The sequence below is a fragment of the Terriglobia bacterium genome (assembly GCA_020072785.1).
Taxonomy (GTDB): Bacteria; Acidobacteriota; Terriglobia; order Acidiferrales; family UBA7541; genus Acidiferrum.
This window is the reverse complement of record JAIQGG010000002.1, coordinates 1,274,146-1,299,798: the sequence shown is the minus strand read 5'-3', so window position 1 is coordinate 1,299,798 and position 25,653 is coordinate 1,274,146. Positions and strand designations below refer to the sequence as shown.

Here is a 25,653-nt window from a genome sequence, read left to right as displayed (position 1 = left end):
CGCCTATCCATGAAACTGCCGCTACGCACGGACGAGCCGCGAGACCACGTCGTCCACGGTGATGGTGCCGATGGGCAGATTGTTTTCATCGACCACCGTGAGCATGCGCAGGTTGTACTTGTCGAACAGCTCGAAAACTTCTTTTTCCTCGGCGTCGGGCTTCACACTGACAAGCGGCTCCGGCCGGAGATCTTTCATGGACTGGCCAGATGCGGCGAGGAGCAGGCGCGCCACGGGTACGATGCCGGAAAACTGCGCGGTGCCGTCAATGAGCACGACGGTATCCAATTGGTCCAGGTTGAGGTCCTGGCCGCGCATCCAGGCGAGGACTTCGTCGCGCGTGGCGCTTTCGCCGACGAAGGCAAATTCCGGGTTCATCATGCCGCCGGCGGTGGCAGGGTCGAACTGCAAAAGCTCGCGCACTTCCGCGGCTTCCTGGCCGGGCATCTCTTCCAGGAGCTCGTCGGAGGTTTCCTGGGACAGGTCGGCGAGAACGTCGGCAGCAGCGTCGGGAGCCATCTCTTCAAGAATGTCGGCGGCTTTCTCGGGGTCGAGCTTTTCGACGATTTGAGTGGTGAGGCGGGCATCGAGCTCGGCGAGGACGCCGGCGGCAGTCTCCTCATCGAGGGAGGAAATGATGGACTGGCGCTCGGAGGCGGACAGGTCTTCCATGATGTCGGCGAGGTCGGCGGGATGGATATCCTCGAGTTTTTCGTGAGTGATGCGCAGCTTGACGCGGCGCAGGGGGTCGGGCTCGATGAGATTGACAAATTCCCAGAGAATGACGCGGGTGGGCAGCTTGTTCTGGAGCTTGCGAATGAGAGCGGGCGAGGCGATGCCCTGGAGCAGGCGGCGGACAGCGCCCGGCAGGCCCACGTCCACCTGCAGGAGGCGGAGCTCGACGTTGCCGTTGACGCGCTGCTCAGCCAGGTCCACATCGTTAACGCGGACGACTTTGCGGCCGCTGGTGTCGATGATCTGCTGGTCGAGCAGGTCCTTGCGAACGGCGAGCCAGGCCTCGTTGGGTTCGTAGAGCTCCAGGGCGCGCTCGCTGCAGTTGAGACGCAGGTTGCCAGGAGAGATGGAGGCCACCTGATTGTGGCGGGCGACGAGGGGCTGAAAGCGGCCCCGCGAAAGAAGAAAATAGGCAACGCGGTTGGGAGCCTCGGCGGGCTCAATAAACAGCTCGCGCACGCGGCCAACGAAGTTGCCATGCGTGTCGTAGGTTTCCGCGCCCATGAGTTCGGTAGCGTGCAGCATGAAACGAGTCCTCAATCAAAGTGACCGCAAAGCGGTCAACAATCTCTGCGACGGCAGAGCGGTCAACATATTCTGCGACCGCGAAGCCGAGGCGGTCTCTGGCGCGGCGCCCGGTGGCGCGAAAAACAAAAAGCCCGCGAACCGCAGCAGGGCGGCGCGGGCAAGTCCTTATGCTGCTGGAACTTACCTCTGGCCGCGGGCGACCCCTCCTCGAACGACCAGCTGGCAGGCCTTGCGCCGTCCTTCCACAATCACCATCGGCCTGAGCATGCGAACCCTTACTATGCAGCGCTCCGCAAGGAAGCTACTAGGGGCAGGGTCGTATTCGCTGGGTGCGCTCATTGTGCAATATCCACCTCTGTATGAGTGACCGCGAAGCGGTCAACACTTCTAGAAATAAGCTGCGTGCGCAACAAAGTCAAGACTAGAGTGACTGGAAAGTGCACTTTTTTAGGGGGTTATGGCGTTTTAGCAAAGAGCATGTCGCGCGGAGGCTGGCCCCGGCGGCGGCAATCGGCGAGGTAGAGCTGCAGATAGTTGGTGAGGACGTAGTCGCGGCGGGAATAGCCCAGGAGCGCGGCGGCGCGGTCGATGGCCGCGGCAGGCCCCTCGAGTTCGACAAAGGTGCCGATGGGGGTCTCGTCCAGCTCGATCAGGAGGCCGCGGGCCCAGCGCTGGGCTGCCGGCAGGAGATAGGTGGTGCGGTATTTCTCGTAGCGGAACCAGCCGCGCAGGCCGAGGCCCTCCAGAATCCTGGTGAGCAGCTCCGCGCTAACCACTTCGACTTCCGTCTCTTCGCGGACCTTATGCGAGCCCGCGGCGTCCATCACGGCGGCGACGGGGCTCTTGAAGGTGAAGATGACGCGGGCAGCCGGCGCGCCGCGCCTTTTACGGCTTCCCTGCTGCGGAGTTTCGGTGCGAATGCGCAGGAGTTGGCCGTGTTTGGCGAGGCCGCCGTCGGGAGTGTCGAAGATGACGTTGAATTCGTGGACGCGGACGGGGGCGCTGCCTCGTGCGGCACGAGCGCCGAGTTTGCGCAGGGCACGCAGGAAGATCTTGCGGTCAGGAATGCGCAGCTTGATTTCGGTTTCGCGAGCCATGGTTCGCTTGTGCGCGGCGGGCAATGTCTGGCTACCGCCGCGGACTTTCGTTAGTATAACGGGCGCTAGTATAACGGGTGCGCGACGCTTTTGCTGGTGCGGAGGGGGAGTTCCCTGCCGCGCGCAGCCAGCCGATCCTTACCCCAAATGAGGCCAATGAGCAGCCAGACGAATCCTACGAGACCCGAAGCGGTACAACACGCGGCCGGCGCGGGGGCGCCGCAGCCGCCGGTGGCCAAGCGCCACCCGGTGGAGCACGTGATCCACGGCGAGAGGCGGACGGACGACTACGCGTGGCTGCGCGAGAAAAAGAATCCGGAGGTGATCGCCTACCTGGAAGCGGAGAACTCCTACACCGACGCGGTGATGAAGGGGACAGAGGCGTTTCAGGAAACGCTGTACCAGGAGATGCTGGGGCGGATCCAGCAGACGGACCTGTCGGTGCCCTACCGGCTGCGGGGGTATCTGTACTTCACGCGCACGGAGGAGGGCAAGCAGTACCCGATCTATTGCCGGCGGCGGGACGCGGAAGGCAGCGCAGAAGAGATTCTGCTGGACCTGAATGATCTGGCGCGGGGACATACCTTCATGGCGCTGGGAACGCTAGAGGTGAGCGACGACAACCGCTGGCTGGCTTATACCACGGATACGACGGGGTTTCGGCAGTACACGCTGCAGGTGAAGGATCTAGTGAGAGGCACGCTGCTGAGCGAGCGGATGGAGCGGGTGACTTCTGCGGCGTGGGCGGCGGACAATCGGACGTTGTACTACACGATGGAAGATGAGGAGACGAAGCGCTCCTACCGGTTGTACCGGCACACGCTGGGGGCGCGCGGCGGGGATGAACTGATTTTCGAGGAAAAGGACGAGCGCTTCCGCGTGGGGATCGAGCGGACGCGCAGCCGGGCGTTTCTGCTGCTGACGACGCAGAGCCACACGGCGAGCGAGGTGCGGTATCTGGCTGCCGATCAGCCAGGCGGGGCGTTCCGGCGGATCGCGGAACGCGAGGAAGAGCACGAATACTACGTGGAGCACCGCGAAAATTTCTTTTACATCCGGACGAATTCCGGGGGCCGGAATTTCCGGCTGGCAACGGCGCCGGTGGCGGATCCGCGGCGGGAGAACTGGCGGGAGGTGCTGGCGCACCGTGGCGAGGTGATGCTGGCGGGGGTGGATGCGTTCGCGACGCACCTGCTGCTGTTCGAGCGCGAGGACGGACTGCCGTACCTGCGCGTGGCGGACTTGCAGGGCGGCGCGGGGGATTTGCTGGGGGCTTCGAAGCGGATTGCGTTCGACGAGCCGGCGTACAACGCGGCACCGGGAGCGAATCCGGAGTTTGCGGCGGAGTTCGTGAGGTTTCAGTACGAATCGTTCGTGACCCCGCGGTCGGTCTACGACTACCACGTGGGAACGGGCGAGCGGGTGCTGCGGAAGCGGCAGCCGGTGCTGGGGGGCTACGACAGTGCGCGCTATGCCAGCGAGCGCATGCATGCTATGGCGGCGGACGGAACGAAGATCCCGGTATCGCTGGTCTACCGGCGGGACACGCCGCGGGACGGCTCGGCGCCATTGCTGCTGTATGGCTACGGCTCGTACGAAATTTCCGTGCCGGTGACGTTCAGCTCGAACCGGTTGAGCCTGCTGAACCGCGGGATGATCTATGCGGTGGCGCACGTGCGGGGCGGCGGCGAACTGGGCAAGCCGTGGCACGACGGCGGGCGGATGAGGAAGAAGCGGAACACGTTCACGGACTTCATCGCCGCGGCGGAGGATTTGATTGCGCGGCGGTACACGGCGGCGAAGCGGCTGGTCATCGAAGGGGGCAGCGCGGGCGGGCTGCTGATGGGCGCGGTAACGAACCTGCGGCCGGAGCTCTTTCGCATCGTGATCAGCCACGTGCCGTTCGTGGACGTGCTGAACACGATGCTGGACGCTTCCCTGCCGCTGACCATAGGGGAATACGAGGAGTGGGGCAACCCCCACATTCCGGAAGAATACGAGTACATGAAAAGCTACTGCCCGTACACGAACCTGGAGCGCAAGGCGTATCCGACAATGCTGGTGAAAACGTCGCTGCAGGACAGCCAGGTGATGTACTGGGAGCCGGCGAAGTACGTGGCCAAGCTGCGCACGCTCAAGACGGACACGAACCCGTTGCTGCTGAAGACGAACATGAAAGCGGGGCACGGGGGGGCGTCCGGGCGGTACGACTATCTGCGGGAGATTGCGTTCGACTATGCGTTTCTACTGACGCAGCTGGGGATTCGCGGGTGACCGACCGGGACATGCGATGACACGAGCGATGGCGAAGCGATGAGCGAAGCGACGACACCCCTGATGCGGCAGTATCACGCGATCAAGGCGCGGTATCCCCACGCCCTGCTGCTGTTCCGGCTGGGGGATTTCTATGAGTTGTTCTTCGAGGACGCCATTTCCGCGGCGCGGGAACTGCAGATCACGCTGACGTCGCGCAACCGGGAGAGCGGCCAGGCCGTGCCGATGTGCGGGGTGCCCTATCACGCCGCGGACAACTACATCGCGCGGCTGATCCGCGCGGGGTACAAAGTGGCCATCTGCGAGCAGATGGAGCAACCCGGGCCGGGCAAGAAACTGGTGCGGCGGGAAGTGGTGCGGGTGATTACGCCGGGAACGGCGACGGACGCGGCGATTCTGGACGCGCGGGAGAACAGCTTTCTCGCGGCCGTGGCGCGGCATGCCTCGGGGTCGCCGGTGGGCGTAGCCTACGTGGATATTTCCACGGGGGAGTTTCAGGCCACGGAATTTGCCGGGGAGCGCGCGGAAGAGGCGGCGCGCGAGGAGCTGATGATTTTGCGGCCGCGGGAGACGCTGCTGGCGCGCCCGAGCGGACTTTTCGACACAACGCGGACGTCGTTCCTGGAAGGCACGGGCGGGGTGGAGACGCGGCTGGATGACTGGATCTTTCAGCGCGACTACGCGGAGCGGCTTTTGCGGGAACAGTTCGGGGTCGCGGAACTGACCGGGTTCGGGCTGGACCCGCACGGACAGGCGGCCGCGGCGGCCGGGGCAATCGTGCATTACCTGCGGGAAAACGCGGCGCACGGGGAGGACGGCGCGGGGCGGGAGACGCTGGGGCACCTCGACCGGGTGCGCTACTACGAGCAGCAGGACGCGCTGGTGCTGGATCCGGTATCGGTGCGCAATCTGGAGCTGGTGACGCCGATTTTTTCGGAGGATGGGGCGCGCGGCGGGCCGGCAACGCTGCTGGCGGCGCTGGACGAAACGGTGACGGGGATGGGGGCGCGGCTGCTGCGCGCGTGGATCCTGCGGCCGCGGCTAGGGCGCGAGGAGATCGAACCACGGCTGAACGCGGTGGCGCGGCTGAAGCAGCAGACGGTGGTGCGCGACGAGGTACGCCGCGAATTGCAGGGGATCCTGGACCTGGAACGGCTGACCAGCCGCATCTCCATGGGCCTCGCGTCGCCGCGGGAGCTGGTGGCGCTGCGCAAGTCGCTGACGCATCTGCCGATGCTGCGGAAATTCCTGGAGCCGCACGTGACGGGCGGGACGGGGCGCCTGGGAGATCTGCAGCGGGAGATCGATGATCTGGCGGACGTGCGCGAGCGGCTGGAACGGGCGATTGCCGACGAGCCTCCGGCGCAGGCGGCCGATCCGGGGATTATCCGCGCGGGCTACCACGCGGAGCTGGACGAATTCCGCAGCCTCAGCCAGCACAGCAAGCAGATCATCGCGGCGATGGAAGAGCGCGAGAGGAAGCGCACGGGAATCGGCTCGCTGAAGATCCGCTTCAACCAGGTGTTCGGGTATTACATCGAGATCTCCAAGCCGAACCTGCATCTGGCGCCGGCGGATTTCGAGCGCAAGCAGACGCTGGTGAACGCGGAGCGGTTTACTTCGCCGGAGCTGAAGGAGTACGAACGGAAGATTCTGGCGGCGGACGAGCGGATTTTGGAGATCGAGCGGCAGCTGTTTGGCGAAGTGCGCGCGGCGGTGGCGGCGGAGGCGGGGCGGCTGCGGCGCACGGCGCTGGCGGTGGCGGAGCTGGACGTGCTGGCGGCGTTCGCGAAGCTGGCGGCGGAGCGGGGGTACACGCGGCCGGAGTTCAACGAGCGGGGCGAGCTGCTGATCGCGGGCGGGCGGCATCCGGTGATCGAGGAGCTGCTGCGGCAGCGCGGCGAACGGTTTGTGCCTAACGATCTGTGCTTCGAGCCGGGGCAGCAGCAGATCCTGCTGATCACCGGGCCGAATATGGGCGGGAAGTCCACGTATCTGCGGCAGGCGGCGCTGATCGTGCTGATGGCGCAGATGGGCTCGTTTGTCCCCGCGCGGGAGGCCAAGCTGCCGCTGACGGACCGCATTTTTACGCGCATCGGGGCGTCGGATAATTTGGCGCGCGGGCGCTCCACGTTTCTGGTGGAGATGAGCGAGGTGGCGGCGATTCTGAACGATGCCACGCCGGCGAGCCTGGTGCTGCTGGACGAAGTGGGCCGCGGGACGGCGACGTTCGACGGGCTGTCGATCGCCTGGGCAGTGGTGGAGCACCTGCACAAGAAGACCAAGGCGCGGACGCTCTTTGCCACGCACTACCACGAGCTGACGGAGCTGGCCGAGCTCTTGCCGGGCGTGCAGAACGTGCACGTGTCGGTGAAGGAGACGCCGAACGAGATTATTTTCCTGCGGCGCGTGGAACCGGGGAGCGCGGACAAGAGTTACGGGATCGAAGTGGCGCGTCTGGCGGGATTGCCGCGCAGCGTGATCGAACGGGCGCGCGAGGTGCTGACGAAGCACGAGCAGAGCGAGCACCAGCTTACGGAGACGCTGTCGCCGGGCGGGGCGGAGGCGGCAGGGGCCAACGGGCACCAGGAGGTGCTGTTCACGGCGCTGGACCGCGCGGTGCTGGAGGCCCTGCGCACGGCGGACCTCGATCAGCTGAAGCCGCTCGAAGCGCTGAATCTTCTGGCGGAGCTGAAGAAGCAGATCTTATGAGCGAGCGGCCCATGCTGGTACTGGGGATCATGTCCGGCACTTCGGCGGACGGCGTGGACGTGGCCCTGGCGCGGATCGCCGGGACTCCGCCGCGGCTAAAGGCGAAACTGCTGCGGCACACGAACGTGGGATTTCCGGTGGCGCTGCGCGGAGAGATTTTGCGCGTGGCGGAAGGCGGGCGGGTGACGGCGGGCGAACTCAGCCAGTTGCATTTCCGGCTGGGGGAATGCTTTGCGGAAGCGGCGCGGACGGCTTGCCGGAGATTTCGGGTGGCGGCCTCGCGGGTGGCGCTGATCGGCAGCCACGGGCAGACGGTGTATCACCAGGGGCGGCGCACGGCGTGTTTCGGGCGGGCGACGGCTTCCACGCTGCAGATCGGCGATGCGTCGGTGATTGCGGCGCGGACGGGGATTACGACGGTGGGGGATTTTCGTCCGGCGGACATGGCGCTGGGCGGGCAGGGGGCGCCACTAGTGCCCTACGCGGACTTTCTGCTGTACCGGGATGCGAAGCGCGGACGAGTGTCGCTGAATCTGGGCGGGATCGGCAATGTGACGGTGCTGCCACGCGCGGCGCGGGCGGAGCAGGTGCTGGCGTTCGACACCGGGCCGGGCAACATGTTGATTGACGCCCTGGTGCAGCGCTTCACGCGGGGGCGGCAGCGTTACGACAAGGATGCGCGCATGGCGAGGAGCGGGCGAAGCATTCCGGCGCTGGTGGATGAGCTGCTGCGCGACCCGTATCTGCGGCTGGCGCCACCGAAGAGCACCGGGCGGGAGTACTACGGGCGGGCGTACGTGGAGAAGGTGCTGGCGGCGGGGCGCAGGCATGGCGCGAGACCCGCGGACCTGGTGCGCGCGGCGACGATCTTCACGGCGCTGTCGGTGGGGGATGCCCTGCACCGGTTTGTTCTGCCGAAGACGAAGATTGACGAGTTGATCGTTTCGGGCGGCGGCGCGTGCAATCCGCTGGTGCTGGGGCAGATTGCGGCGGCGCTGCCGGGGATCGCGGTGTTCCCTTCCTCGCGCCTGGGAATTCCGGTGGACGCGAAGGAGGCGTACGCGTTTGCGCTGCTGGCCTATGAGACCTGGCACCGGCGTCCGGGGAACCTGCCGTCGGCGACTGGTGCGCGGGGGCCGGCGATTCTCGGGAAAGTCTGCTATGCGCCCGGGCGATGAGATGGGACTGGCCCGCGGCGCACATCGAAGAGAAATTCCTCGCTGCGCTCGGAATGACGCGGTTTTTTTGTTTGGACAGCAAATTGACAGCTTTCGGCCATTCCTGACATCCCTCCTTTCTTGCGTCCTTACTTCCCTACTGCTGATAGGCTGCGCGCGGCCGGCTGCGTTCGACCCGACTTCGCTGACGTTTCTGATTGAGGCCAACCCGGCGAACCTGGATCCGCGGTTCGCAACGGATGCGCAATCGCAACGGATCGACGGGCTGCTGTTTTCGAGCCTGGTGGAGCGGGACGGGCAGATGAATCTGCGCGGCGACCTGGCGGCGAACTGGGAGACTCCGGATGCACTGACGTACGTGTTTCATCTGCGGCGCGACGCGGAGTTTCACGACGGGCAGCGGGTGACGGCAGCGGACGTGAAGGCCACGTTCGACTTTCTGCTGGATGCGGCAAACCGGTCGCCGAAGCGCGGGGCGTTCCGCATGGTGGAATCGGTGGAGGCGCGGGACGCGGCGACCGTGGTGTTTCACTTGAAGGAGCCGTACGCCTCGTTTTTGTGGAACGTGTCGCGGCCCGCGGTGGGGATTGTACCGGCGGGCGCGGGAGCGGATTTTGCGCGGCATCCGGTGGGATCGGGGCCGTTCCAGTTCGTGAGCCAGGCGCAGGACGACGAGGTGGTGCTGCAGCGGAACCCTGGCTATTTCCGCGGGGCGCCGGCGATTGCGCGGGTGCGCTTCCGGGTGGTGCCGGATGCGGTGGTGCGCGCGTTGGAGTTGCGCAAGGGTACGGCAGATATCGAGATCAGCTCGCTCTCGCCGGACAGCATACCGGTGCTGGCGCGGCAGGCGCACCTGGAGGTGACGGAGCGGCCGGGAACGAACTTCACCTACCTGGGATTCAACCTGGAGGACGGGGTGCTGGCGCGCCGCGAGGTGCGGCAGGCGCTGGCGCTGGCCACGGATCGCGAAGCGCTGATCCGCTATTTGCTGCACGGGCAGGCGCGCATCGCCACGGGAATTCTGCCGCCGAATCACTGGGCGTACACGGGAGACGTGGCGACGTATCCGACGGATGTGGCGCGCGCGGAGAGGCTGCTGGATGGCGCAGGTTTCCCGCGCCAGGCGAATGGCGTGCGGCTGCACCTGACGCTGAAGACGTCCACGGACGAGCAGGCGCGGCTGATCGGCGCGGCGCTGCAGGAGCAATGGCGGCGCGCGGGAATTGAGCTGGAGCTGCGGCCGCTGGAGTTTGCGACGCTGCTTTCGGACGCGACGCGGGGGAATTTTCAGATCACGCTGCTGCGCTGGGTGGGAGCGAACAACGACCCGGATGTGTTGGAATTTGTGTTTTCCTCGAAGCGATTTCCGCCGGAGGGGGCCAACCGCGGGCATTACCGCAATGCGCAGTTCGACGCGCTGGCAGAGCGGATCCGCGTGGAGATGAACCGGGAGAAGCGGAAGGCCCTGTGCGCGGAGGCCCAGAAGATCCTGGCGGAGGATCTGCCGTATCTGCCGCTGTGGTTCACGGACGTGGTGAGCGTGCACCGGCGGGAGCTGGGGAAGATCGAGCTGTCGCCGACGGGCGATTACGATTTTCTGGCAACGCTGCGCCCGGTGGGGCGGTAGAAAAATGAAATTCGAAACACGAAATTCGAAATTGGCCGGCGGTAAAGATCAATGTAAGAAACTTCCGGAATCGCAGACTAGCTGAGGGCGCGCTGGATGTCGGCGACGGGGATGGCGCCTTCGCGCAGGATTTTCCAGGTGTCACCGCGAAGCTCGACGATGGTGGAGGGGAGAGCCGCGCCGGTATCGCCGGCGTCGAGGATGAGGGGCAGGCGCTCGCCGAGCTGCTTCATGACCTGGGCGGCGCTGGAGCACGGGGGAAAGCCGGAGATGTTGGCGCTGGTGCCGGTGATGGGGCCGTCGAACTCCTCGATGAGGCGGACGACGACTTCGCTGCGCGGCCAGCGCAGGGCAATGCGCCCGGTGTTGGCAGTGACTTTGAGGGGGAGACGGTGCGAGGCGTCCACGATAAGGGTGAGGGCGCCGGGCCAGAACTCCTCGGCGAGGCGGACGAAGCTGGGCGGGGTTGCACGGGCGAGGATCATAGCTTGCTCGACGGAATTAATGAGGATGGGGAGGGCGCGGGTTTCCGGGCGGCCTTTCACACGGTAGATTTCGTCGACGGCGGCCAGGTTGAAGGGATCGGCGGCGAGGCCGTAGAGGGTGTCCGTGGGAATGCCGACGACACAGCCGCGGGTGAGGAAATCCGCGGCATAGCGCAGGAGCTCCACTTCAGGAGACTGCGCATTTATGCGCAAGAGTTCGGCAGGCAACTGTTTGGCCTTTGGGGCTGACGTATGTGCATTCCTGCAGCGCAGTTGGCGCTGGCCGTATCCCGCGCGCGACGCTATCACAGGCTCTGGCGTGGACGCAACGGGCAGCTGGGATTAGGCGGCCAAGGTAGCCGAAGATCGCAGGCGGAAGGCAGTGCTACTAGGCTTTGCCGTGCGGAGCGGGCTTTGCTACGCTCGCTGCATGGCGCCGCCGAACCCACCACCCAATCCCGCGCGGCCACGCGGACGTACGCGCGGCGAAGAGGCCCTGCTGACCAGCCGGGACAATCGCTGGCTCAAGGAGTTCCGGCTGGCGCTGCGCGGGGGCGTGCCCACGGCGTCGGGCTGCGCCGGGGTGGAAGGCGCGCGGCTGGTGGAGGAGGCGCTGCGTTCGGGCTGCCGGATCGAGGCGGTGCTGTTCAGCGAATCGGGGGAGCGCCACCGCCCGCGCCTGGCGCCGTACGTGGACCGGCCGGAGATGGCTTTCCCGGTGCTGCGCACGACAGACCGACTTTTCGAAGGCATCGCCGACACCGAGCATCCGCAAGGCGTGGCGGCTCTGGTAGAGCCGCGCGCGGCCACGCTGGAGGATCTGCTGCGTCCCTCAGCTGAAGGGGCCGCGGGCGCGCCGCTGCTGGCGGTGCTGGTGGGCGTGCAGGACCCGGGCAACGTGGGAACGATCTTGCGCACGGCGGCGGCGTTCGGAGCGACGGGCGCGGTCACCTGCGCATCGGGACAGAGCGGGACGGCGAATCCGTATTCGCCGAAGGCGCTGCGGGCTTCGGCGGGAGCGGCGCTGCACTTGCCGCTGCTCGCAGGGATGTCGCTGGCGATCCTGCTGACACAATTGCGGCTGGCAGGAGTGCACACCCTGGCGTCGAGCGTGCGCGAGGAGCGCGAAGGCGAGGGCAGCAAGCTGCTGCGGCCCTGGGAAGTGGACTGGCGCGAGCCGGTGGCGCTGCTGGTGGGCAACGAAGGCGCGGGGCTGCCGGAAGAGGTGGAACGCAGCGCCGATGCGCGGGTGGGCATCCCAATAGCCAGCGCCGTGGAATCGCTGAATGCAGCGGCGGCGGCGGCAGTGCTGTTCTACGAAGCCGCGCGGCAGAGGAAACTTCTTCCCCGGGAGTGAGACGACCCAGTGAGCCTGTTTTCGAAATTGCCGGATGATGGCGGAGCGCAGACACCCGCGGCGTTGCAGCCGCTGGCGGAGCGCATGCGCCCGCGCACGCTGGACGAATTCCTGGGCCAGGAGAAGCTGCTGGGGCCGGGCAAGGCGCTGCGCGTGCAGATCGAGAACGACGACCTGGGATCGATGATTCTGTGGGGGCCGCCGGGGTGCGGGAAGACGACGCTGGCGCGGCTGATCGCGCGGCTGACGCGGGCGGAGTTTATTTCGTTCAGCGCGGTGCTGGCGGGGATCAAGGAGATCAAGGAAGTGATGGCCGCGGCGGAGCGCCAGGCGCGCTCCGGACACCGCACGATCGTCTTCGTGGACGAGGTGCACCGCTTCAACAAGGCGCAGCAGGACGCGTTTCTGCCGCACGTGGAAGCGGGGCACATTCTGTTTATCGGGGCGACGACGGAGAACCCGTCGTTCGAGGTGATCGCGCCGCTGCTTTCGCGGACCAAGGTGTACGTGCTGGAGCCGCTGACGACGCCGCAGATCGCGGAGCTGCTGCGGCGGGCGCTGGCGGACACGGAGCGCGGGCTGGGCAAGGAAAATGTGCAGGCCAGCGACGAGGTGCTCTTCCGCATGGCGTCGTTCGCCAACGGGGATGCGCGCGCCGGCTACAACACGCTGGAGCTGGCGGTGCGCAGCGCTCGAGCGGACGCCGCGGGGCGGCGGGTGCTGACGAAGGAGCTGCTGGAGGACGTGCTGCAGCGCAAGCTGCTGCGTTACGACAAGACCGGCGAGGAACACTACAACCTGATCTCGGCGCTGCATAAGTCCGTGCGCAACTCGGACCCGGACGCGGCGCTGTACTGGCTGGCGCGCATGATCGAATCCGGGGAGGATGCCCTGTTCCTGGCGCGGCGCATGGTGCGCATGGCCAGCGAGGATATCGGGCTGGCGGAGCCGGGGGCGCTGGCGGTGACGCTGGCGGCGAAGGAAGCGTTCGATTTTCTCGGGGCGCCGGAGGGCCATCTGGCCCTGGCGCAGGCGGCGGTGTATCTCTCGCTGGCGCCGAAGTCCAACGCGCTGTACACGGGCTACGGAGCGGTGATGGAGGATGTGCGCCAGACGGAAGCCGACCCCGTGCCGCTGCAGCTGCGCAATGCCCCGACGGGGCTGATGAAGAACCTGGGTTACGGCGAGGGCTACAAGTACGCGCACAATTTCGAGGAGAAGGTCACGGACATGACCTGTTTGCCAGACAATCTGCGGGGCAAGAGCTATTACAAACCTACCGATCAAGGCTTCGAGCAGCGGCTGCGGGCGCGGCTGGAAGAGATCCGCAAGATCCGGGCACGGGGGAAGGCGAGCTCGTGAGCGGACCGTTTGGGGAAGGGCGTTTGCGGTGGCTGCTGCGGCTCGCAGCGCTCGTGCTGCTGGCGGCGGGGGCCGCTTCCCTGCCGCGGGCGCGAGCGCAGGAAGCACCGGTTCGGACGATCGACGAGGAGATCACGGCGTTCGCCTACGCGCCGGACGGGCGGATCGCCTATGCGGTGCGGCGGCTGTTCAAGACCAAGCAGTACGACCTGCAGCGCGACGACATCTGGATCGAGGGGGCGGACGGCAAGCGGCGGCGGGTGGTGCAGGGCGAAAAATTCATGCGCGGGAGCGCGCCCGTCAGCTATACGGTGAACAGATTCCGGTGGTCAGCGGATGGGCGGCGCATCGTGGCCGAGCTGTTCACGACGGCTGTGGTGGACGCCGAAGGCAACACGCGGGACCTAAAACAGGCGCTGCTGCTCGATGATGCGGGAAAAGAGATTCGCATCAACGACAGGGAGAGCATGATCCCCGACGCCAACAACGCCGCGTGGCTCGCCGACGGGGCTACGGTCGTCTATCTCACGGAGGCGGTAAAACCGCACCTGCTTTACTCCATCCAGACGATGCGCCCGGCGGCCGGGCGCGGCGGGCCGCTGTTTGCCGGGCGGACTTTTCTGGACGCGGATTGGATTGCGAAGACGGACATGGGAATCGTCATCGAGCGCGACCGCGCACTTAGCGGGCCGCCGCGCATCCAGCGCCTGGATCTGGGGAAGGAAGTGGACACGGAACTGGCCACGCTGGATGGTTACGCCGGGGGCCTGGAGGTTTCTCCGAGCGGGACGAAGGTGGCGTACTACATCGACCACGAAGTGCTGGAGATCCGCGACCTCACGGCGCCCAACCGCATCGCGCGGCTGCGCGTGGGCTTCGGCGTGTTCCAGTGGGCGCCAGACGAAAAGCGCATCCTGCTGAAGCGCGCGCCAGAGCGGAAAGCGGGCGAACTGGTGTGGATTGCTGTGCCGCCGCTCCTGGGAGAGAGCGTGAAGAAGAAGGAGCCGGATGGAGGTGTGGTGCAGCCGGCGCTGGAGCCAATCTTCCACGGTCTGTCGATTCACGATTTTCAGATCTCGCCGGACGGGCGCTATCTGGCGGTGGTGGCGCCGGGCAAGGGCAGCCTGGTGATCTATCCGCTGGCGGCCGCGCGGTGAGAGGTTTGCGCCGGATGCGCGCATTGCCGCCGTTTTCCCCGCCGACATGCTCTTTGGAACGAGTTTCGTGCGCTTCGAATTTCTCTTCTCCTCACCCGATATGGTAACTTAGCTGTTTCGCGCGGGGCTGCTACAAACGTCCGTTTGGCGCTGCGCGGGCAGCACTTCATCTTCTAAATCTCCAAGAGGGGCCATCCATGAAATCGTCTTACAACGGCCAGGCGGTTCCCGCCGACGGCAAAGCAATCGGATACAGCGGGGACCAGCTGCAAGTGCCCGACACGCCGATCATTCCCTACATCGAGGGGGACGGGACGGGGCGGGACATCTGGAAAGCGTCGCGGCGGGTGTTCGACGCGGCGGTGGCCAAGGCTTACGGGGGGAAGCGGCGGGTGGCGTGGTTCGAAGTGTTCGCCGGGGAGAAGGCCTTCAACCAGTTCCAGCAATGGCTGCCGGACGAGACGGTGGAAGCGATCCGCGATTTCCGGATCGCCCTGAAGGGCCCGCTGACGACACCGGTGGGCGGGGGCATCCGCTCGCTAAACGTGGCGCTGCGGCAGCTCCTGGACCTGTACTCCTGCGAGCGGCCCGTGCGCTATTTCGAGGGGGTGCCGTCGCCGGTGAAGCATCCCGAAAAGATGGACGTGTTCATCTTCCGGGAGAACACCGAGGACGTGTATATCGGGATCGAGTGGAAGTCCGGGACGCCGGAAGCGAAGAAAGTGCTGGAATTCCTGAACAACGAAATGCTGAAGGACGCCAAGAAGCAGATCCGCTGGGATTCCGGCGTGGGCATCAAGCCGATTTCGCCGACGGGAACAAAGCGGCTGGTGCGGCGGGCGATCAAGTACGCGCTGGCCAACAACCGCAAGAGCGTGACGCTGGTGCACAAGGGCAACATCCAGAAGTTCACCGAGGGGGCGTTCCGCGACTGGGGCTACGACCTGGCGCGGGAAGAGTTCCGGGCGCAGACGGTGACGGAGCGCGAGAGCTGGATCCTGGACAATCTGGACAAGAACCCGCAGCTGACCGTGGAGCAGAATGCGGCGATGGTGGAGCCGGGTCTGGAACGGGCCACGGAGACGTTCAAGAAGGCCATCTACGACGAAGTGAAAAGGACGCTGGACGCGATCGGGGCGACGCACGGCAAGGGACAGTGGAAGAAAAAACTGATGATCAACGACCGGATCGCGGATTCGGTGTTCCAGCAGGTGCTGCTGCGCGCGGATGAGTATAGCGTGCTGGCGACGTCGAACCTGAACGGGGACTATTTGTCGGACGCCTGCGCGGCGCAGGTGGGCGGGCTGGGGATGGCGCCGGGAGCGAACATCGGTGACGGCTACGGGGTATTCGAAGCGACGCACGGGACCGCGCCGAAATACGCGGACAAGGACGTCATCAACCCGAGCTCGGTGATGCTCAGCGGGGGGATGATGTTCGAGTTCCTGGGCTGGAAGGAAGCGGCGAAGCTGATCGAAAACGGAATCGCCAAGACCATTCGGCAGAAACGTGTGACATACGACCTGGAGCGGCTGATGAGCGGGGCGACCAAGCTGGGAACGTCGGCGTTCGCCTCGGCCATCATCGAGAATATGTAAATGGGAGCGATGACGCGCCGCATTGTCCAACATTAGAAAGTCAAAAATCGGAAGGCGGAATTCGATTTTCCATCTGACAGGAGAACTTTCATGCGGAAGAAAGTAACGGTAGTGGGTTCGGGGTTTGTGGGTTCGACGACGGCGCAGCGGATCGTGGACATGGAACTGGCCGACGTGGTGATTACGGACATTCTGGAGGGCGTGCCGGCCGGGAAGGCGCTGGACATGTGCGAGTCCGGGCCCATCACGCGGACCGATTCGCGGGCCACGGGCCTCTCCACGAACACCGGAGACTACAGCGGGACGGCCGGCAGCGATATCGTAGTGATCACCGCGGGCTTCCCGCGCAAGCCGGGGATGAGCCGGGACGACCTGCTGAAGGCCAACTACAACGTGGTGAAGGCCGTAGTGGAGCAGATTGTGCGGCATTCGCCGGAGTGCATCATCATCATCGTAACCAACCCGCTGGACGCCATGGCCCAGGCGGCGTTCAAGGTGAGCGGCTTCCCGAAGCAGCGGGTGATCGGAATGGCCGGGGTGCTGGACTCGGCGCGCATGAGCACGTTTGTGGCGACGGAGTGCAACGTGAGCGTGGAGAACGTGCATTCGTTCGTGCTGGGCGGACACGGCGACGACATGGTGCCGCTGCCGCGCTATTCGACCGTGGCGGGCATTCCCCTGCCCGATCTGCTCCCCAAGGAGCGCATTGACGCGATCGTGGACCGCACGCGCAAAGGCGGGGCGGAGATCGTGAACCTGCTGAAGACCGGCTCCGCGTACTACGCGCCGTCGGCCGCGGCGGTGGAGATGGTCGAAGCGATTCTGAAGGACAAGAAGAAGATTCTGCCCTGTGCGGCGTATCTGACCGGGGAGTACGGGATCAACGGGCTGTTCGTGGGCGTGCCGGTGAAGCTGGGCGCCAAGGGCGTGGAAGAGATCATCCAGATCAAGCTGACGGCGGAGGAAAATGCGGCGCTGCAGAAGTCCTCGGCGTCGGTGCGGGAACTGGTGACTGTCCTGGGAATATAGGCACCGAACAATCCGCGCGGTTTTCCCTTCAACCGTCGAACTGATCAACAGTTCGACGGTTGACCTGTTTTCAGCCGAGCCAGCGCAGACTGGGCCACATCGCGGCGAGGGGTTTCCGGGGCTGGCGGCAGAGGTAGATGGGCAGGTTGCTCTCTTCGGGGATGGCGTAGCGGGGTGAGATGCGCGCGGCAAGGTGGATATCGCCGAAGTAGGGCTGCAACTGTTCCGCGGTATAGCCGATGGCGACGACGACCTCGCCGCTGTAGGCGCGCGGGCCCCACAGGCCGTACTGGTTCTGGGCGCAGATGGACTTGGGCAGGCCGTAGCGCGGGCCGAAGTAATCGATGGCGCCAGCTTCCCCGTAGTTGTAAGCCAGCAGAGCGGCCTTGGCGCGCTCGCCGGGCGGGAGGGCGGTGTAGACGCGGGCTACGGCCTGGACCTGCTCCGGCCAGCCAAACATGTCCCCGAAAAGCTGCGGCAGGTCGCTCAAGGGCACGTTTTCCACGCGTACCGCATCGACGTCCCAGAAGCGGCAGTATTTGACGGCGGCGGTGACCGGCAGAATGGGCATAGCCAGCGGTGCGGCGATGAGGCCGCCGAGGAGCAGCGGGGCGACGATGGCCGGCTTGAGCCAGGCGCCGGTGCGCGGCAGGACCCGCAATTCCGTCCAGACGGCTCCGGCGGCGAGGAGCATGGGATAGGCCGGAGCGAGATAGTAGATCTTGCCGTGCAGGACCAGCATCTCCGCCAGGACCACGAGATAGGCCCAGGCGAGGGCCGCGTAGTTGCGGCCAGCAGAATCGCGGAAGAGAAACCACAGGCCGGCAAGCCAGAGGGGCGCGGCGAGCGGGTGCGTAAGGAGCGCCTGCTCGGCGACGAAGGTCCAGGGTGAGACGAGGGTGTACTTCGTCCCGATCACGGCATGGAGAAGCGCAATGGTCGGGAAACCGTTGTGAATTTCCCAGAGAAGATTGGGAAGGAAGAGCAAGAGCACGAGCGCGGCGCCGAGCCAAATCCATTTGGCGGCGAAGGCGCGGCGCGCGGAGGTGAGCAGGAAGCCCGCGAACAGCCCGGAGCCGAAGAAGAGCATGGAATGCTTGTTGAGCAGGCCGAGGCCGGCGACAGCGCCGAAGAGGAGCCACAACTGCGGCCGGCCGCCATTGCGGATGCGCAGGAAGAGGGCGGCGCAGGCCATCCAGAAAACCGGCTCGAAAGAGTTCATGGAAAGGAAATTGTCAAAGGTGAGATAGATGGGGGCGAGGAACACGGCGAGCGCAGCGAGAAACTGGGCGAAGCGGCCGCCGCCCATCTCGCGGGCCATCCAGCCGGCGAGGTAGACCTTGGCCGCGGCGGCCAACGCGGGAAAAAAGCGCAGGGCGAAGAGCGAATTGCCGAGAAGGCGGCGGCTGAACCAGGCCACGGCGGGGGCCAGCGGGGCATGGTCGAGGTAGCCCCAGGCGAGATGTTCGCCACAGGCGGCGTAGTAAAGCTCATCGCGGAAGTAGCCGTAGCGGCCGTTAAAAGCGAAATGCAGGAGGGTGGCAAAGACGGCCAGCGCGGGAACCCAGAGCGTCAGCGGAAACGCAGATGGCAGCGGGCCGGGAGGGAGTCCTGGCGCGCGGCCGGGAGAAGACAGAACAGGCGGCACCTGAACGCCTACAGACAAATTACCCTCTCACAACTCCGAGGATGCCAACGGAAGAGGCCAGCGTCTATCGGGAAATGGAAAGCCGCCTATTGCGGCTTCTTCGTGGCCGGCGCCGCAGCGTGACCGGCCCCTGCGTCCGGGGTCACGATGGCCGCCGTCTTGATGCTGTCTAGCTTGGGCCAGCCTTTGTCCAAATAGGGCTTGCCGAGCTTTTCGACCTTCTCCTGGTCGGGGCCGTTGCCGTCGGGAGCGCCCTCGCCGTAACCGCCGTAAAGCTTTACGACGGTGAGCATGCCCTCGGTGACCTGGCCGAAGGGAGAAAAGCCGTTACGGTCGAGACGAGAGTTGTCACCGAGATTGATGAAGACCTGCGTGGTGCGGGTGTTGGGCCCGCCGGTGGCAAAGGTGATGGTGCCGCGCTTGTTGCTCTGCTTGACGGGATCATCCTTGAAGGCTGTGTTCCTCCAGGCCGCGCTGACCTGGGGATAGGGGCTGACGCCGAACTGCGCGACGAAATCGTCAAGGACGCGGAAGAAACTGGCGCCATCATAGAAGTGATGCTTGACGAGGTTGTAGAAACGGTCGGCGCCGAGGGGAGCCCAGGCACGGGTGACGTGCAGGGTGAAGTCGCCCTTGGTGGTGGTGAACTTCACGTCATACGCGTCGGGCGCCTTGGCCTTGAGCAGCGCGGGCCTCAGCAAGGTGCGGTCGAAGGCCGGGCGCGCGGCCAGGGGGCGCTTCGCGCGCGTTCCAGGCTTCGCTGCCGTCTTTGGGGCCGCGGGCTTTTGCGCTGCGGCCGGCGTCTGCGCGGCCACCGCCGCCGACAAGAAGAGCGCCCCCGCCACGAACAACAAGCTTCTCAGTTTCATCGGATTATCCTCTGCCATGCGATCGTTGAATCGTTGAACAGCTCGCCTTCAGTGTAACCGCAAAACGGTCAATTCCAGTGTGACCGCGAAGCGGTCAACGCGATCCTCTTCCCGGCTACGGCTTTGGCGCGTTCAGCTCGCGGCTGACGCGCTCGGCCTCGGCCAGAACGCGCAGGGTATTTTCGCCGAGAATCTTGCGAATGTCAGCCTCGGAATAGCCCCTGCGCAGAAGGGCCTCGGTGATCTGCGGGAGGTGCGTGGCATCCTCCATGCCGTAGGGCATGTTGGCGCCGTCAAAATCGGAGCCCAGGCCGACATGCTCCACGCCGGCAACTTTCACGGCGTGATCGATGTGTTCGATGATCTTCTCCCAGCCGACGCGCGGGAGCTTGCCCTGCGCGACCATCTCCCGGGTGAGGCGGTCACCTTCGAGGAGCTGGCAGGCTTCGTTTTCGCCGCAACGCTTGTCGAGCTCCGCAGCGATCTGCTTGTTGATTTCCGGATGAGCGCGCTCGGCGTCGCGGAACTCCTGGCTGAGAAAGCCGACATGATAGTTGATGTGCACGACGCCGCCATTGGCGGCCAGGGCCTTCATCATCTCGTCGGTCATGTTGCGCGGATGGTCGCACAGGGCGCGGCAGGAGGAGTGGGAGGCGAAGACCGGGGCCTTGCTGGTGGCGAGAACATCATAGAAGGTCTTGTCGGAAACGTGGGAGATATCCACGACAACGCCGAGGCGGTTCATTTCGCGCACGACGTCCTTGCCGAAATCGCTGAGGCCGTTGTGGACGGGCTTGTCGGTGGAGGAATCGGCCCACTCGTTGTTGCCGCTGTGGGTGAGGGTCATGTAGCGGGCGCCGAGCGCGGCGAAGGTGCGCAGAACGCCGAGGTCGCCGGCGATCATGTGGCCGCCTTCGATGCCGAGGAGAGCGGCGATTTTGCCCTGCTGGTGCGCTTCGCGAACTTGGGCGGCGGTGGTGGCGAGGACGAGGTCCTTGGGGTGCCGGCGCACCTGCCGGCGAACGGCGTCGATCTGGTCGAGGGCGCGCTTCACGGCCTCCGGGCCGGTCACCTTGCTGGGGATCCAGATGGAAAAGAAGATACCGCCCAGGCCGCCTTCGCGCATGCGCGGAATATCGATGCTGCCGGAGGGATCGCGCTGGCCGAGATCAAAGGAGGGGTCGAGCAGGCGCTGGGTGGTGTCGTCGTGGGTGTCGACGATGAGCGAGGAGAAGTGCAGCTTCCTGGCCCGGACAGCGAAGTCGTCGGCGGTCACTGTGCCCGCCAGAGAAAAACCGGCAAGAAGACAAACGCAGGCGGTAAACAGCGGTCGTGACATGGCACCTCGGCTCTCCCTCAGGCCGTTTACGGCTGGGCCTGCAGTTCCCTGCTGACACGCTCGGCCTGCTCCATCACGCGGAGCATATTGCCGCCGAGAATTTTGCGGATGTCGGCCTCCGAGTAGCCCTTGCGCAGGAGCGCCTCGGTAATCCTGGGCAGCTTGGAAGCGTCTTCCATGCCGTCGGGCATGCTCGCGCCGTCGAAGTCGGAGCCCAGGCCGACATGGTCGGGCCCGACGAGCTTTACGACGTGGTCGATGTGCTCGACGATCTTTTCCCAGCTCACGTGAGGGAGCTTGCCCTCGTCCGTCAACTGCTTGGTAAAGCGGGCTTCTGCTCGGATCTGGCACTCCCCGTCGTCGCCGCATTCCTTCTGGAACTGCGCTTCCATGCGGCTGAGGTCGCCTGCCACGGCCTTGTAGGCGTCGTTGTACTCCTGGCTCAGGAAGCTGCGCTCGTAGTTGATCTGGATGACGCCGCCCTTGACGGCGAGGGCTTTGATCATGTCGTCGGACATGTTGCGCGGATGATTGGAGATGGCACGGACGGAGGAGTGCGAAGCCATCAGCGGGGCCTTGCTGACTTCCAGGGCGTCGTAAAAGGTCTTGTCGGAGACGTGGGAAACGTCAATGAGGATGCCCTGGCGGTTCATCTCGCGGACGACGTCCTTACCGAAAGGGGTAAGGCCGTTGTGCGCGGGCTTGTCGGTAGAAGAGTCGGCCCACTCGTCATTGTAGAAGTGGGTCAGGGTGATGTAGCGAACGCCCAGGGCGGCGTAAATGCGCAGCACGCCGAGGTCGTCGCCGAGCATGTGGCCGCCCTCCAGCCCCATGAGGACGGCGATCTTGCCCTGTGCGCGGGCGCGGCGGACGTCTCCGGCGGTGGTAGCCAGGAGCATGTCCGTGCTGTGCTGGCGGACCATGGTGCGGATGGCGTCGATCTGATCGAGCGCTTTCTGCACGGCGGCGGGGCCGAGGATCTTTCCGGAAATCCAGATGGAGAAAAACTGGGCATTGAGGCCGCCCTCGCGCATGCGGGGGATGTCGATGTGGCCTTCGGCGTCGCGTTTGCCGATGTCAAATTTGCCGGAGAGGAGGCGCTGGGTCGTGTCGGCGTGGGTGTCGAGGACAATGGAGGAAAAGTGGATCTGGCGGGCACGGGCAGCGACGTCGTCGGCAGACGCAGCGCCGGCCAAGAGAAACCCGGCAGCGAGGCAGACACCGAAAACGATAAGCAATGCGAAACGGCGCATACCTGCCTCCGGGCGGAAGATTCTGGCGCGCGGCCTGCGCTAACCCATCAGCCAGCCAAAAAGCGCCTGCTTCCAGACCTGGCGGTTCACCTCGGCGATGGATTCGGTGAGGGGGATGCCCTTTGGGCAGGTCTTCACGCAGTTCTGCGCGTTGGCGCAGTCGGCGATGCCGCCCGGGTCCATCAGGGCTTCCAGGCGTTCGCGGGCGTGCATGGCGCCCGTGGGATGCATGTTGAAGAGGCGCACCTGGCTGATGATGGCGGCACCAATGAAAGGGTTCTTGGCATTGACCTGGGGGCAGACTTCCAGGCAGTTCCCGCAGGTGATGCAGTGCGAGAGTGGATAGCCCTTCTCCTGAGTCTCGGAGGACATCCGGGGGCCCGCGCCGAGGTCGTAGGTGCCGTCGATGGGAACCCAGGCATGGACCCGCTTGAGGCTTTCGAACATGAACTGGCGGTCCACGGCGAGGTCGCGGACGACGGGAAACTTGGTGAGCGGCTCAATGCGGATGGGCTGCTCGAGACTGTCGATGAGCGCGGAGCAGGCCATGCGGGCTTTGCCGTTGATGAGCATGGCGCAGGAGCCGCAGATTTCCTCGAGGCAGTTGGAGTCGTAGCTGACCGGGGTGGTTTTCTTGCCGTCGCGGGTGACCGGATTTTCGGCGATATCGCGCAGGGCGATGATGACATTCATGGAGGGGCGCCAGTCCAGAGCGAACTCCTCCCAGCGCGTCTCTTGCTTAGGCCCGGCCTGACGCTTGATGCGAACGATGACTTTCTTTTTGTCTGCCATGGCGCCCTCTCTGGCGCAAATCATGCCCGTGAAGTGCGGCCGCGAAGCGGCCAAGCGCTACTGTGCCACGTCGTACCGCCGCGGCCGCGGCGGGAGGTGCGACGTATCCACCGCTTCGTAGGTCAGCTTGATTTCACCGTGGACCCATTTCGCGCGAGTGGTCTTGAGGAAATTGGCGTCGTCGCGGTCCGGGAAGTCCGGCTTGTAATGCGCGCCGCGCGATTCATTGCGGGCCAGCGCCCCCAGGGTGATGACGCGCGCCAGAACGAGCATATTGCCGAGCTCGCGCGTGAAATTGAGCGTCTGATTCGACCACTGCGTGCGGTCGGACAGGTTAACCTTCTTGAAACGGGCCAGGAGCGCCTGCAGCTTGCCGTCGGCGAGTTCCAGGTTCTTGTTGTAACGCGTGACGGTGACGTGTTCGGACATGACGTCGCCCATCTCTTTCCAGATGGTGATGGGGTTTTCCGAGCCGTCCTGCTTGATGAGCGCGTCGTTCATGGCCGCCTGGCGCTTTCTTTCGCGCTCGAAGATGGCGGGATCGGCGCTCTCGGCGCCCTTTTCCAGGCTCTGGGCATATTTGGCGGCAGCGGGCCCGGCGATGCCTCCGCCGAAGATGCAGGAAACGAGGGAATTCGCGCCCAAACGGTTGGCCCCGTGATACTGATACTCGCATTCGCCGGCGGCGAAGACGCCGGCAACGTTGGTGGCCTGATCTTCGTTGTTCACCCAGATGCCGCCCATGGTGTAGTGCACGGCCGGGAAGACTTTCATGGGCTCCTCGCGAGGATCCACGCCGAGGAACTTCTCGTAGATTTCGAGAATGCCCTCGAGCTTGCGGTCGAGGGTCTCGCGCGGGATGTGCGTGAGGTCCAGATAGACGGCCTGCTGTCCGGCGAGGCCGAGCTTTTCCTGGAAGACGACGCGGTGAATGGCGCGGGTGGCGATATCGCGCGGCACGAGGTTGCCGTACTTGGGATACCACTCCTCGAGAAAGTAAAAGCGCTCGGCATCGGGAATGCTCTTGGCCGGGCGGGTCTCTCCGGGGTTGCGGGGCACCCAGACGCGGCCGCCCTCGCCGCGCGCCGATTCGCTCATCAGGCGCAGCTTATCCTCGCCGGGGATGGCCGTGGGGTGCACCTGGATGAATTCGCCGTTGGCGTAGTCCACGCCCTGCTGGAAGAGCGCGGCCTGAGCGGAGCCGGTACAGACCACGGAGTTGGTAGAACGGCCGAAAATCGCGCCGACGCCGCCGGTGCAGAAGATCACCGCATCGGCGGGGAAAACTTTCACTTCCATGGACTTGAGGTCCATGCCGCAGATGCCGCGACAGACGCCGGCGTCATCGAGGACCGCGGAGAGAAAGGTCCAGCCCTCGTACTTGCGGACCTTGCCTTCGGCTTCGTGGCGGCGCACCTGCTCGTCGAGAGCGTAGAGCAGCTGCTGGCCCGTGGTGGCGCCGGCAAAAGCGGTGCGGTTATAGAGGGTGCCGCCGAAGCGGCGATAGTCGAGCAGGCCCTCGGGCGTGCGGTTAAACATGACGCCCATGCGGTCGAGCAGGTCGATGATGCCCGGCGCGGCCTCGCACATGCGCTTGACGAGCGTCTGGTTGGCGAGGAAGTCGCCGCCGTAGATGGAGTCGTCGAAGTGCTTCCAGGTAGAGTCGCCTTCGCCCTTGGTGTTCTTGGCGGCGTTGATGCCGCCCTGCGCGCAGACGGAGTGCGAGCGCTTGACGGGAACGATCGAAAACAGGTCCACGGGGACGCCGGCTTCGGCCACACGAATCGTAGCCATCAGGCCTGCCAGTCCACCGCCCACGATGATGATCTTTGGCTGTCTCATTTTATATAGAACTCGAAGGGGTGCCAGTTGAGGCGGAAGCTCACCAGAATCAGAATACCCACGAGGCTGAACGTAAGGCCGACCAGCACGCCCAACCGCCCTGCGGCGCGCTGAGCCTGCACGGTCGCTGCCAGCCCCCATTTGCAGAGAAAGTTCCAGATGCCGATGCCGAAGTGAAAGGACGAGGCCACGATCCCCACGGCCATGAAGGCCAGCGCATACGGGTTGTGCAGTGTACGCTCCATGTCCACATAGGTGGATTTCCCCTGCGTCAGAAAGCGTTCGGCGTAGACGTGCCAGCCGATATAGACGAAGGCGATGAGTCCGGTCACGCGTTGCAGGGTGTAGAGCCAGTTGCCCACCCAGGGATAATCGGAAACGTTGGACTTGCCGCGCAGCCAAATGTGGATGCCGTAGCAGCCGTGGTACAGGAGGGGCAGCCAGATCAGCAGGGCTTCGGCAAAAATACGGAAGGGAATGGTCTGCAGCTCGCGCGAGGTTTCGTTGTATTTAGTAATGCTGACGAGGACCGTGCTGTTGGACCAGAAATGCTCGGCGAGGAATGCGCCGACAGGCACGATGCCGGACAAAGAATGAAGTTTTCGCAGGAGATAACTGCGGTCAGGCCGGGATACCTTTGCGGACATGCCCTCTCCGCCGCGCAGCGCACCGAAACAGCGCAAACTTTCACGGCGCCGACAGTATAGGCACTTGTGCGATTTCTTGCAAGCCGCCGGCGTTATCATTCCTTGCACATGCCCGGGAAAATCC

The 25,653-nt window shown here is 65.0% G+C and carries 19 protein-coding genes; 9 read left to right on the top strand and 10 right to left on the bottom strand.

Translation table 11 applies throughout. The annotated features are described in order from the left end of the window. Positions 1 to 21: 21 nt before the first annotated feature. Together LAN61_08885 and LAN61_08880 are read right to left on the bottom strand one after the other, a co-directional pair. Complete coding sequence (locus LAN61_08885; GenBank protein ID MBZ5540618.1) at positions 22 to 1,260, bottom strand: CBS domain-containing protein; 1,239 nt, start codon at positions 1,258 to 1,260, stop codon at positions 22 to 24. 458 nt (positions 1,261 to 1,718) lie between these two features. Next, entirely contained in the window at positions 1,719 to 2,360 is a 642-nt protein-coding gene (locus LAN61_08880; protein ID MBZ5540617.1) for a class IV adenylate cyclase, read from the bottom strand. Between the two features lie 156 nt (positions 2,361 to 2,516). Here LAN61_08880 and LAN61_08875 point away from each other — a divergent pair, with 156 nt between their 5' ends. From LAN61_08875 to LAN61_08860, 4 genes are all read left to right on the top strand, one after another. Further along, positions 2,517 to 4,634 carry a S9 family peptidase gene (locus tag LAN61_08875; protein MBZ5540616.1) on the top strand — a complete coding sequence of 706 codons (2,118 nt, stop codon included), beginning with the start codon at positions 2,517 to 2,519 and terminating at the stop codon, positions 4,632 to 4,634. Positions 4,635 to 4,673: 39 nt separating this feature from the next. Next, on the top strand, positions 4,674 to 7,346 hold the full coding sequence (gene mutS / locus LAN61_08870; protein ID MBZ5540615.1) for a DNA mismatch repair protein MutS: 2,673 nt from the start codon (positions 4,674 to 4,676) through the stop codon (positions 7,344 to 7,346). Next, positions 7,343 to 8,524, top strand: a complete 1,182-nt coding sequence (locus LAN61_08865; protein MBZ5540614.1) for an anhydro-N-acetylmuramic acid kinase — start codon at positions 7,343 to 7,345, stop codon at positions 8,522 to 8,524. Before mutS ends, LAN61_08865 begins: the two co-directional genes overlap by 4 nt. A gap of 67 nt (positions 8,525 to 8,591) precedes the next feature. Then, positions 8,592 to 10,151 carry an ABC transporter substrate-binding protein gene (locus LAN61_08860; GenBank protein ID MBZ5540613.1) on the top strand — a complete coding sequence of 520 codons (1,560 nt, stop codon included), beginning with the start codon at positions 8,592 to 8,594 and terminating at the stop codon, positions 10,149 to 10,151. A gap of 77 nt (positions 10,152 to 10,228) precedes the next feature. Here the strand turns inward: LAN61_08860 and LAN61_08855 are convergent, their stop codons facing one another. Beyond that, on the bottom strand, positions 10,229 to 10,864 hold the full coding sequence (locus LAN61_08855; protein MBZ5540612.1) for a threonylcarbamoyl-AMP synthase: 636 nt from the start codon (positions 10,862 to 10,864) through the stop codon (positions 10,229 to 10,231). 202 nt (positions 10,865 to 11,066) lie between these two features. Between LAN61_08855 and LAN61_08850 the strand changes: the two genes are divergently transcribed. The 5 genes from LAN61_08850 (at position 11,067) to mdh (ending at position 17,139) form a co-directional block, all read left to right on the top strand. Then, complete coding sequence (locus tag LAN61_08850; GenBank protein MBZ5540611.1) at positions 11,067 to 11,993, top strand: RNA methyltransferase; 927 nt, start codon at positions 11,067 to 11,069, stop codon at positions 11,991 to 11,993. A gap of 84 nt (positions 11,994 to 12,077) precedes the next feature. Next, positions 12,078 to 13,355: a replication-associated recombination protein A gene (locus tag LAN61_08845; protein MBZ5540610.1), complete on the top strand. Its 1,278-nt coding sequence runs from the start codon at positions 12,078 to 12,080 to the stop codon at positions 13,353 to 13,355. After that, on the top strand, positions 13,352 to 14,512 hold the full coding sequence (locus LAN61_08840) for a hypothetical protein (protein MBZ5540609.1): 1,161 nt from the start codon (positions 13,352 to 13,354) through the stop codon (positions 14,510 to 14,512). Before LAN61_08845 ends, LAN61_08840 begins: the two co-directional genes overlap by 4 nt. Positions 14,513 to 14,709: 197 nt before the next feature. Continuing rightward, positions 14,710 to 16,110, top strand: coding sequence for an NADP-dependent isocitrate dehydrogenase (locus tag LAN61_08835; protein MBZ5540608.1), 1,401 nt, complete (start codon positions 14,710 to 14,712; stop codon positions 16,108 to 16,110). Positions 16,111 to 16,200: 90 nt separating this feature from the next. Continuing rightward, positions 16,201 to 17,139, top strand: a complete 939-nt coding sequence (mdh, locus tag LAN61_08830; protein MBZ5540607.1) for a malate dehydrogenase — start codon at positions 16,201 to 16,203, stop codon at positions 17,137 to 17,139. A gap of 70 nt (positions 17,140 to 17,209) precedes the next feature. On the opposite strand, the gene LAN61_08825 is transcribed toward mdh, so the two are convergent. The 7 genes from LAN61_08825 to LAN61_08795 form a co-directional block, all read right to left on the bottom strand. Further along, positions 17,210 to 18,787, bottom strand: coding sequence for a glycosyltransferase family 39 protein (locus LAN61_08825; GenBank protein ID MBZ5540606.1), 1,578 nt, complete (start codon positions 18,785 to 18,787; stop codon positions 17,210 to 17,212). 86 nt (positions 18,788 to 18,873) lie between these two features. After that, a complete protein-coding gene (locus LAN61_08820; protein ID MBZ5540605.1) occupies positions 18,874 to 19,656 on the bottom strand; it encodes a peptidylprolyl isomerase in 783 nt (260 codons plus the stop codon). 115 nt (positions 19,657 to 19,771) lie between these two features. Next, entirely contained in the window at positions 19,772 to 20,995 is a 1,224-nt protein-coding gene (locus LAN61_08815) for a dipeptidase (GenBank protein MBZ5540604.1), read from the bottom strand. A gap of 26 nt (positions 20,996 to 21,021) precedes the next feature. Next, positions 21,022 to 22,248 carry a dipeptidase gene (locus LAN61_08810; protein MBZ5540603.1) on the bottom strand — a complete coding sequence of 409 codons (1,227 nt, stop codon included), beginning with the start codon at positions 22,246 to 22,248 and terminating at the stop codon, positions 21,022 to 21,024. 39 nt (positions 22,249 to 22,287) lie between these two features. Next, on the bottom strand, positions 22,288 to 23,040 hold the full coding sequence (gene sdhB / locus LAN61_08805) for a succinate dehydrogenase iron-sulfur subunit (GenBank protein ID MBZ5540602.1): 753 nt from the start codon (positions 23,038 to 23,040) through the stop codon (positions 22,288 to 22,290). A gap of 57 nt (positions 23,041 to 23,097) precedes the next feature. Next, complete coding sequence (sdhA, locus tag LAN61_08800) at positions 23,098 to 24,882, bottom strand: succinate dehydrogenase flavoprotein subunit (GenBank protein ID MBZ5540601.1); 1,785 nt, start codon at positions 24,880 to 24,882, stop codon at positions 23,098 to 23,100. Beyond that, a complete protein-coding gene (locus tag LAN61_08795) occupies positions 24,879 to 25,529 on the bottom strand; it encodes a succinate dehydrogenase (protein MBZ5540600.1) in 651 nt (216 codons plus the stop codon). The genes sdhA and LAN61_08795 overlap by 4 nt, the downstream gene beginning before the upstream one ends. Positions 25,530 to 25,653 lie beyond the last annotated feature (124 nt).

Bases quoted from the DNA above. Each gene is read 5' to 3' on its own strand.
- LAN61_08845 (MBZ5540610.1), top strand. From the start codon at position 12,078: ATGCGCCCGCGCACGCTGGACGAATTCCTGGGCCAGGAGAAGCTGCTG.
- LAN61_08875 (MBZ5540616.1), top strand. From the start codon at position 2,517: ATGAGCAGCCAGACGAATCCTACGAGACCCGAAGCGGTACAACACGCG.
- LAN61_08815 (MBZ5540604.1), bottom strand. From the start codon at position 20,995: ATGTCACGACCGCTGTTTACCGCCTGCGTTTGTCTTCTTGCCGGTTTT.
- LAN61_08835 (MBZ5540608.1), top strand. From the start codon at position 14,710: ATGAAATCGTCTTACAACGGCCAGGCGGTTCCCGCCGACGGCAAAGCA.
- LAN61_08880 (MBZ5540617.1), bottom strand. From the start codon at position 2,360: ATGGCTCGCGAAACCGAAATCAAGCTGCGCATTCCTGACCGCAAGATC.
- mutS (MBZ5540615.1), top strand. From the start codon at position 4,674: ATGAGCGAAGCGACGACACCCCTGATGCGGCAGTATCACGCGATCAAG.
- mdh (MBZ5540607.1), top strand. From the start codon at position 16,201: ATGCGGAAGAAAGTAACGGTAGTGGGTTCGGGGTTTGTGGGTTCGACG.
- LAN61_08795 (MBZ5540600.1), bottom strand. From the start codon at position 25,529: ATGTCCGCAAAGGTATCCCGGCCTGACCGCAGTTATCTCCTGCGAAAA.
- sdhB (MBZ5540602.1), bottom strand. From the start codon at position 23,040: ATGGCAGACAAAAAGAAAGTCATCGTTCGCATCAAGCGTCAGGCCGGG.
- LAN61_08885 (MBZ5540618.1), bottom strand. From the start codon at position 1,260: ATGCTGCACGCTACCGAACTCATGGGCGCGGAAACCTACGACACGCAT.
- sdhA (MBZ5540601.1), bottom strand. From the start codon at position 24,882: ATGAGACAGCCAAAGATCATCATCGTGGGCGGTGGACTGGCAGGCCTG.
- LAN61_08850 (MBZ5540611.1), top strand. From the start codon at position 11,067: ATGGCGCCGCCGAACCCACCACCCAATCCCGCGCGGCCACGCGGACGT.
- LAN61_08820 (MBZ5540605.1), bottom strand. From the start codon at position 19,656: ATGAAACTGAGAAGCTTGTTGTTCGTGGCGGGGGCGCTCTTCTTGTCG.
- LAN61_08865 (MBZ5540614.1), top strand. From the start codon at position 7,343: ATGAGCGAGCGGCCCATGCTGGTACTGGGGATCATGTCCGGCACTTCG.
- LAN61_08810 (MBZ5540603.1), bottom strand. From the start codon at position 22,248: ATGCGCCGTTTCGCATTGCTTATCGTTTTCGGTGTCTGCCTCGCTGCC.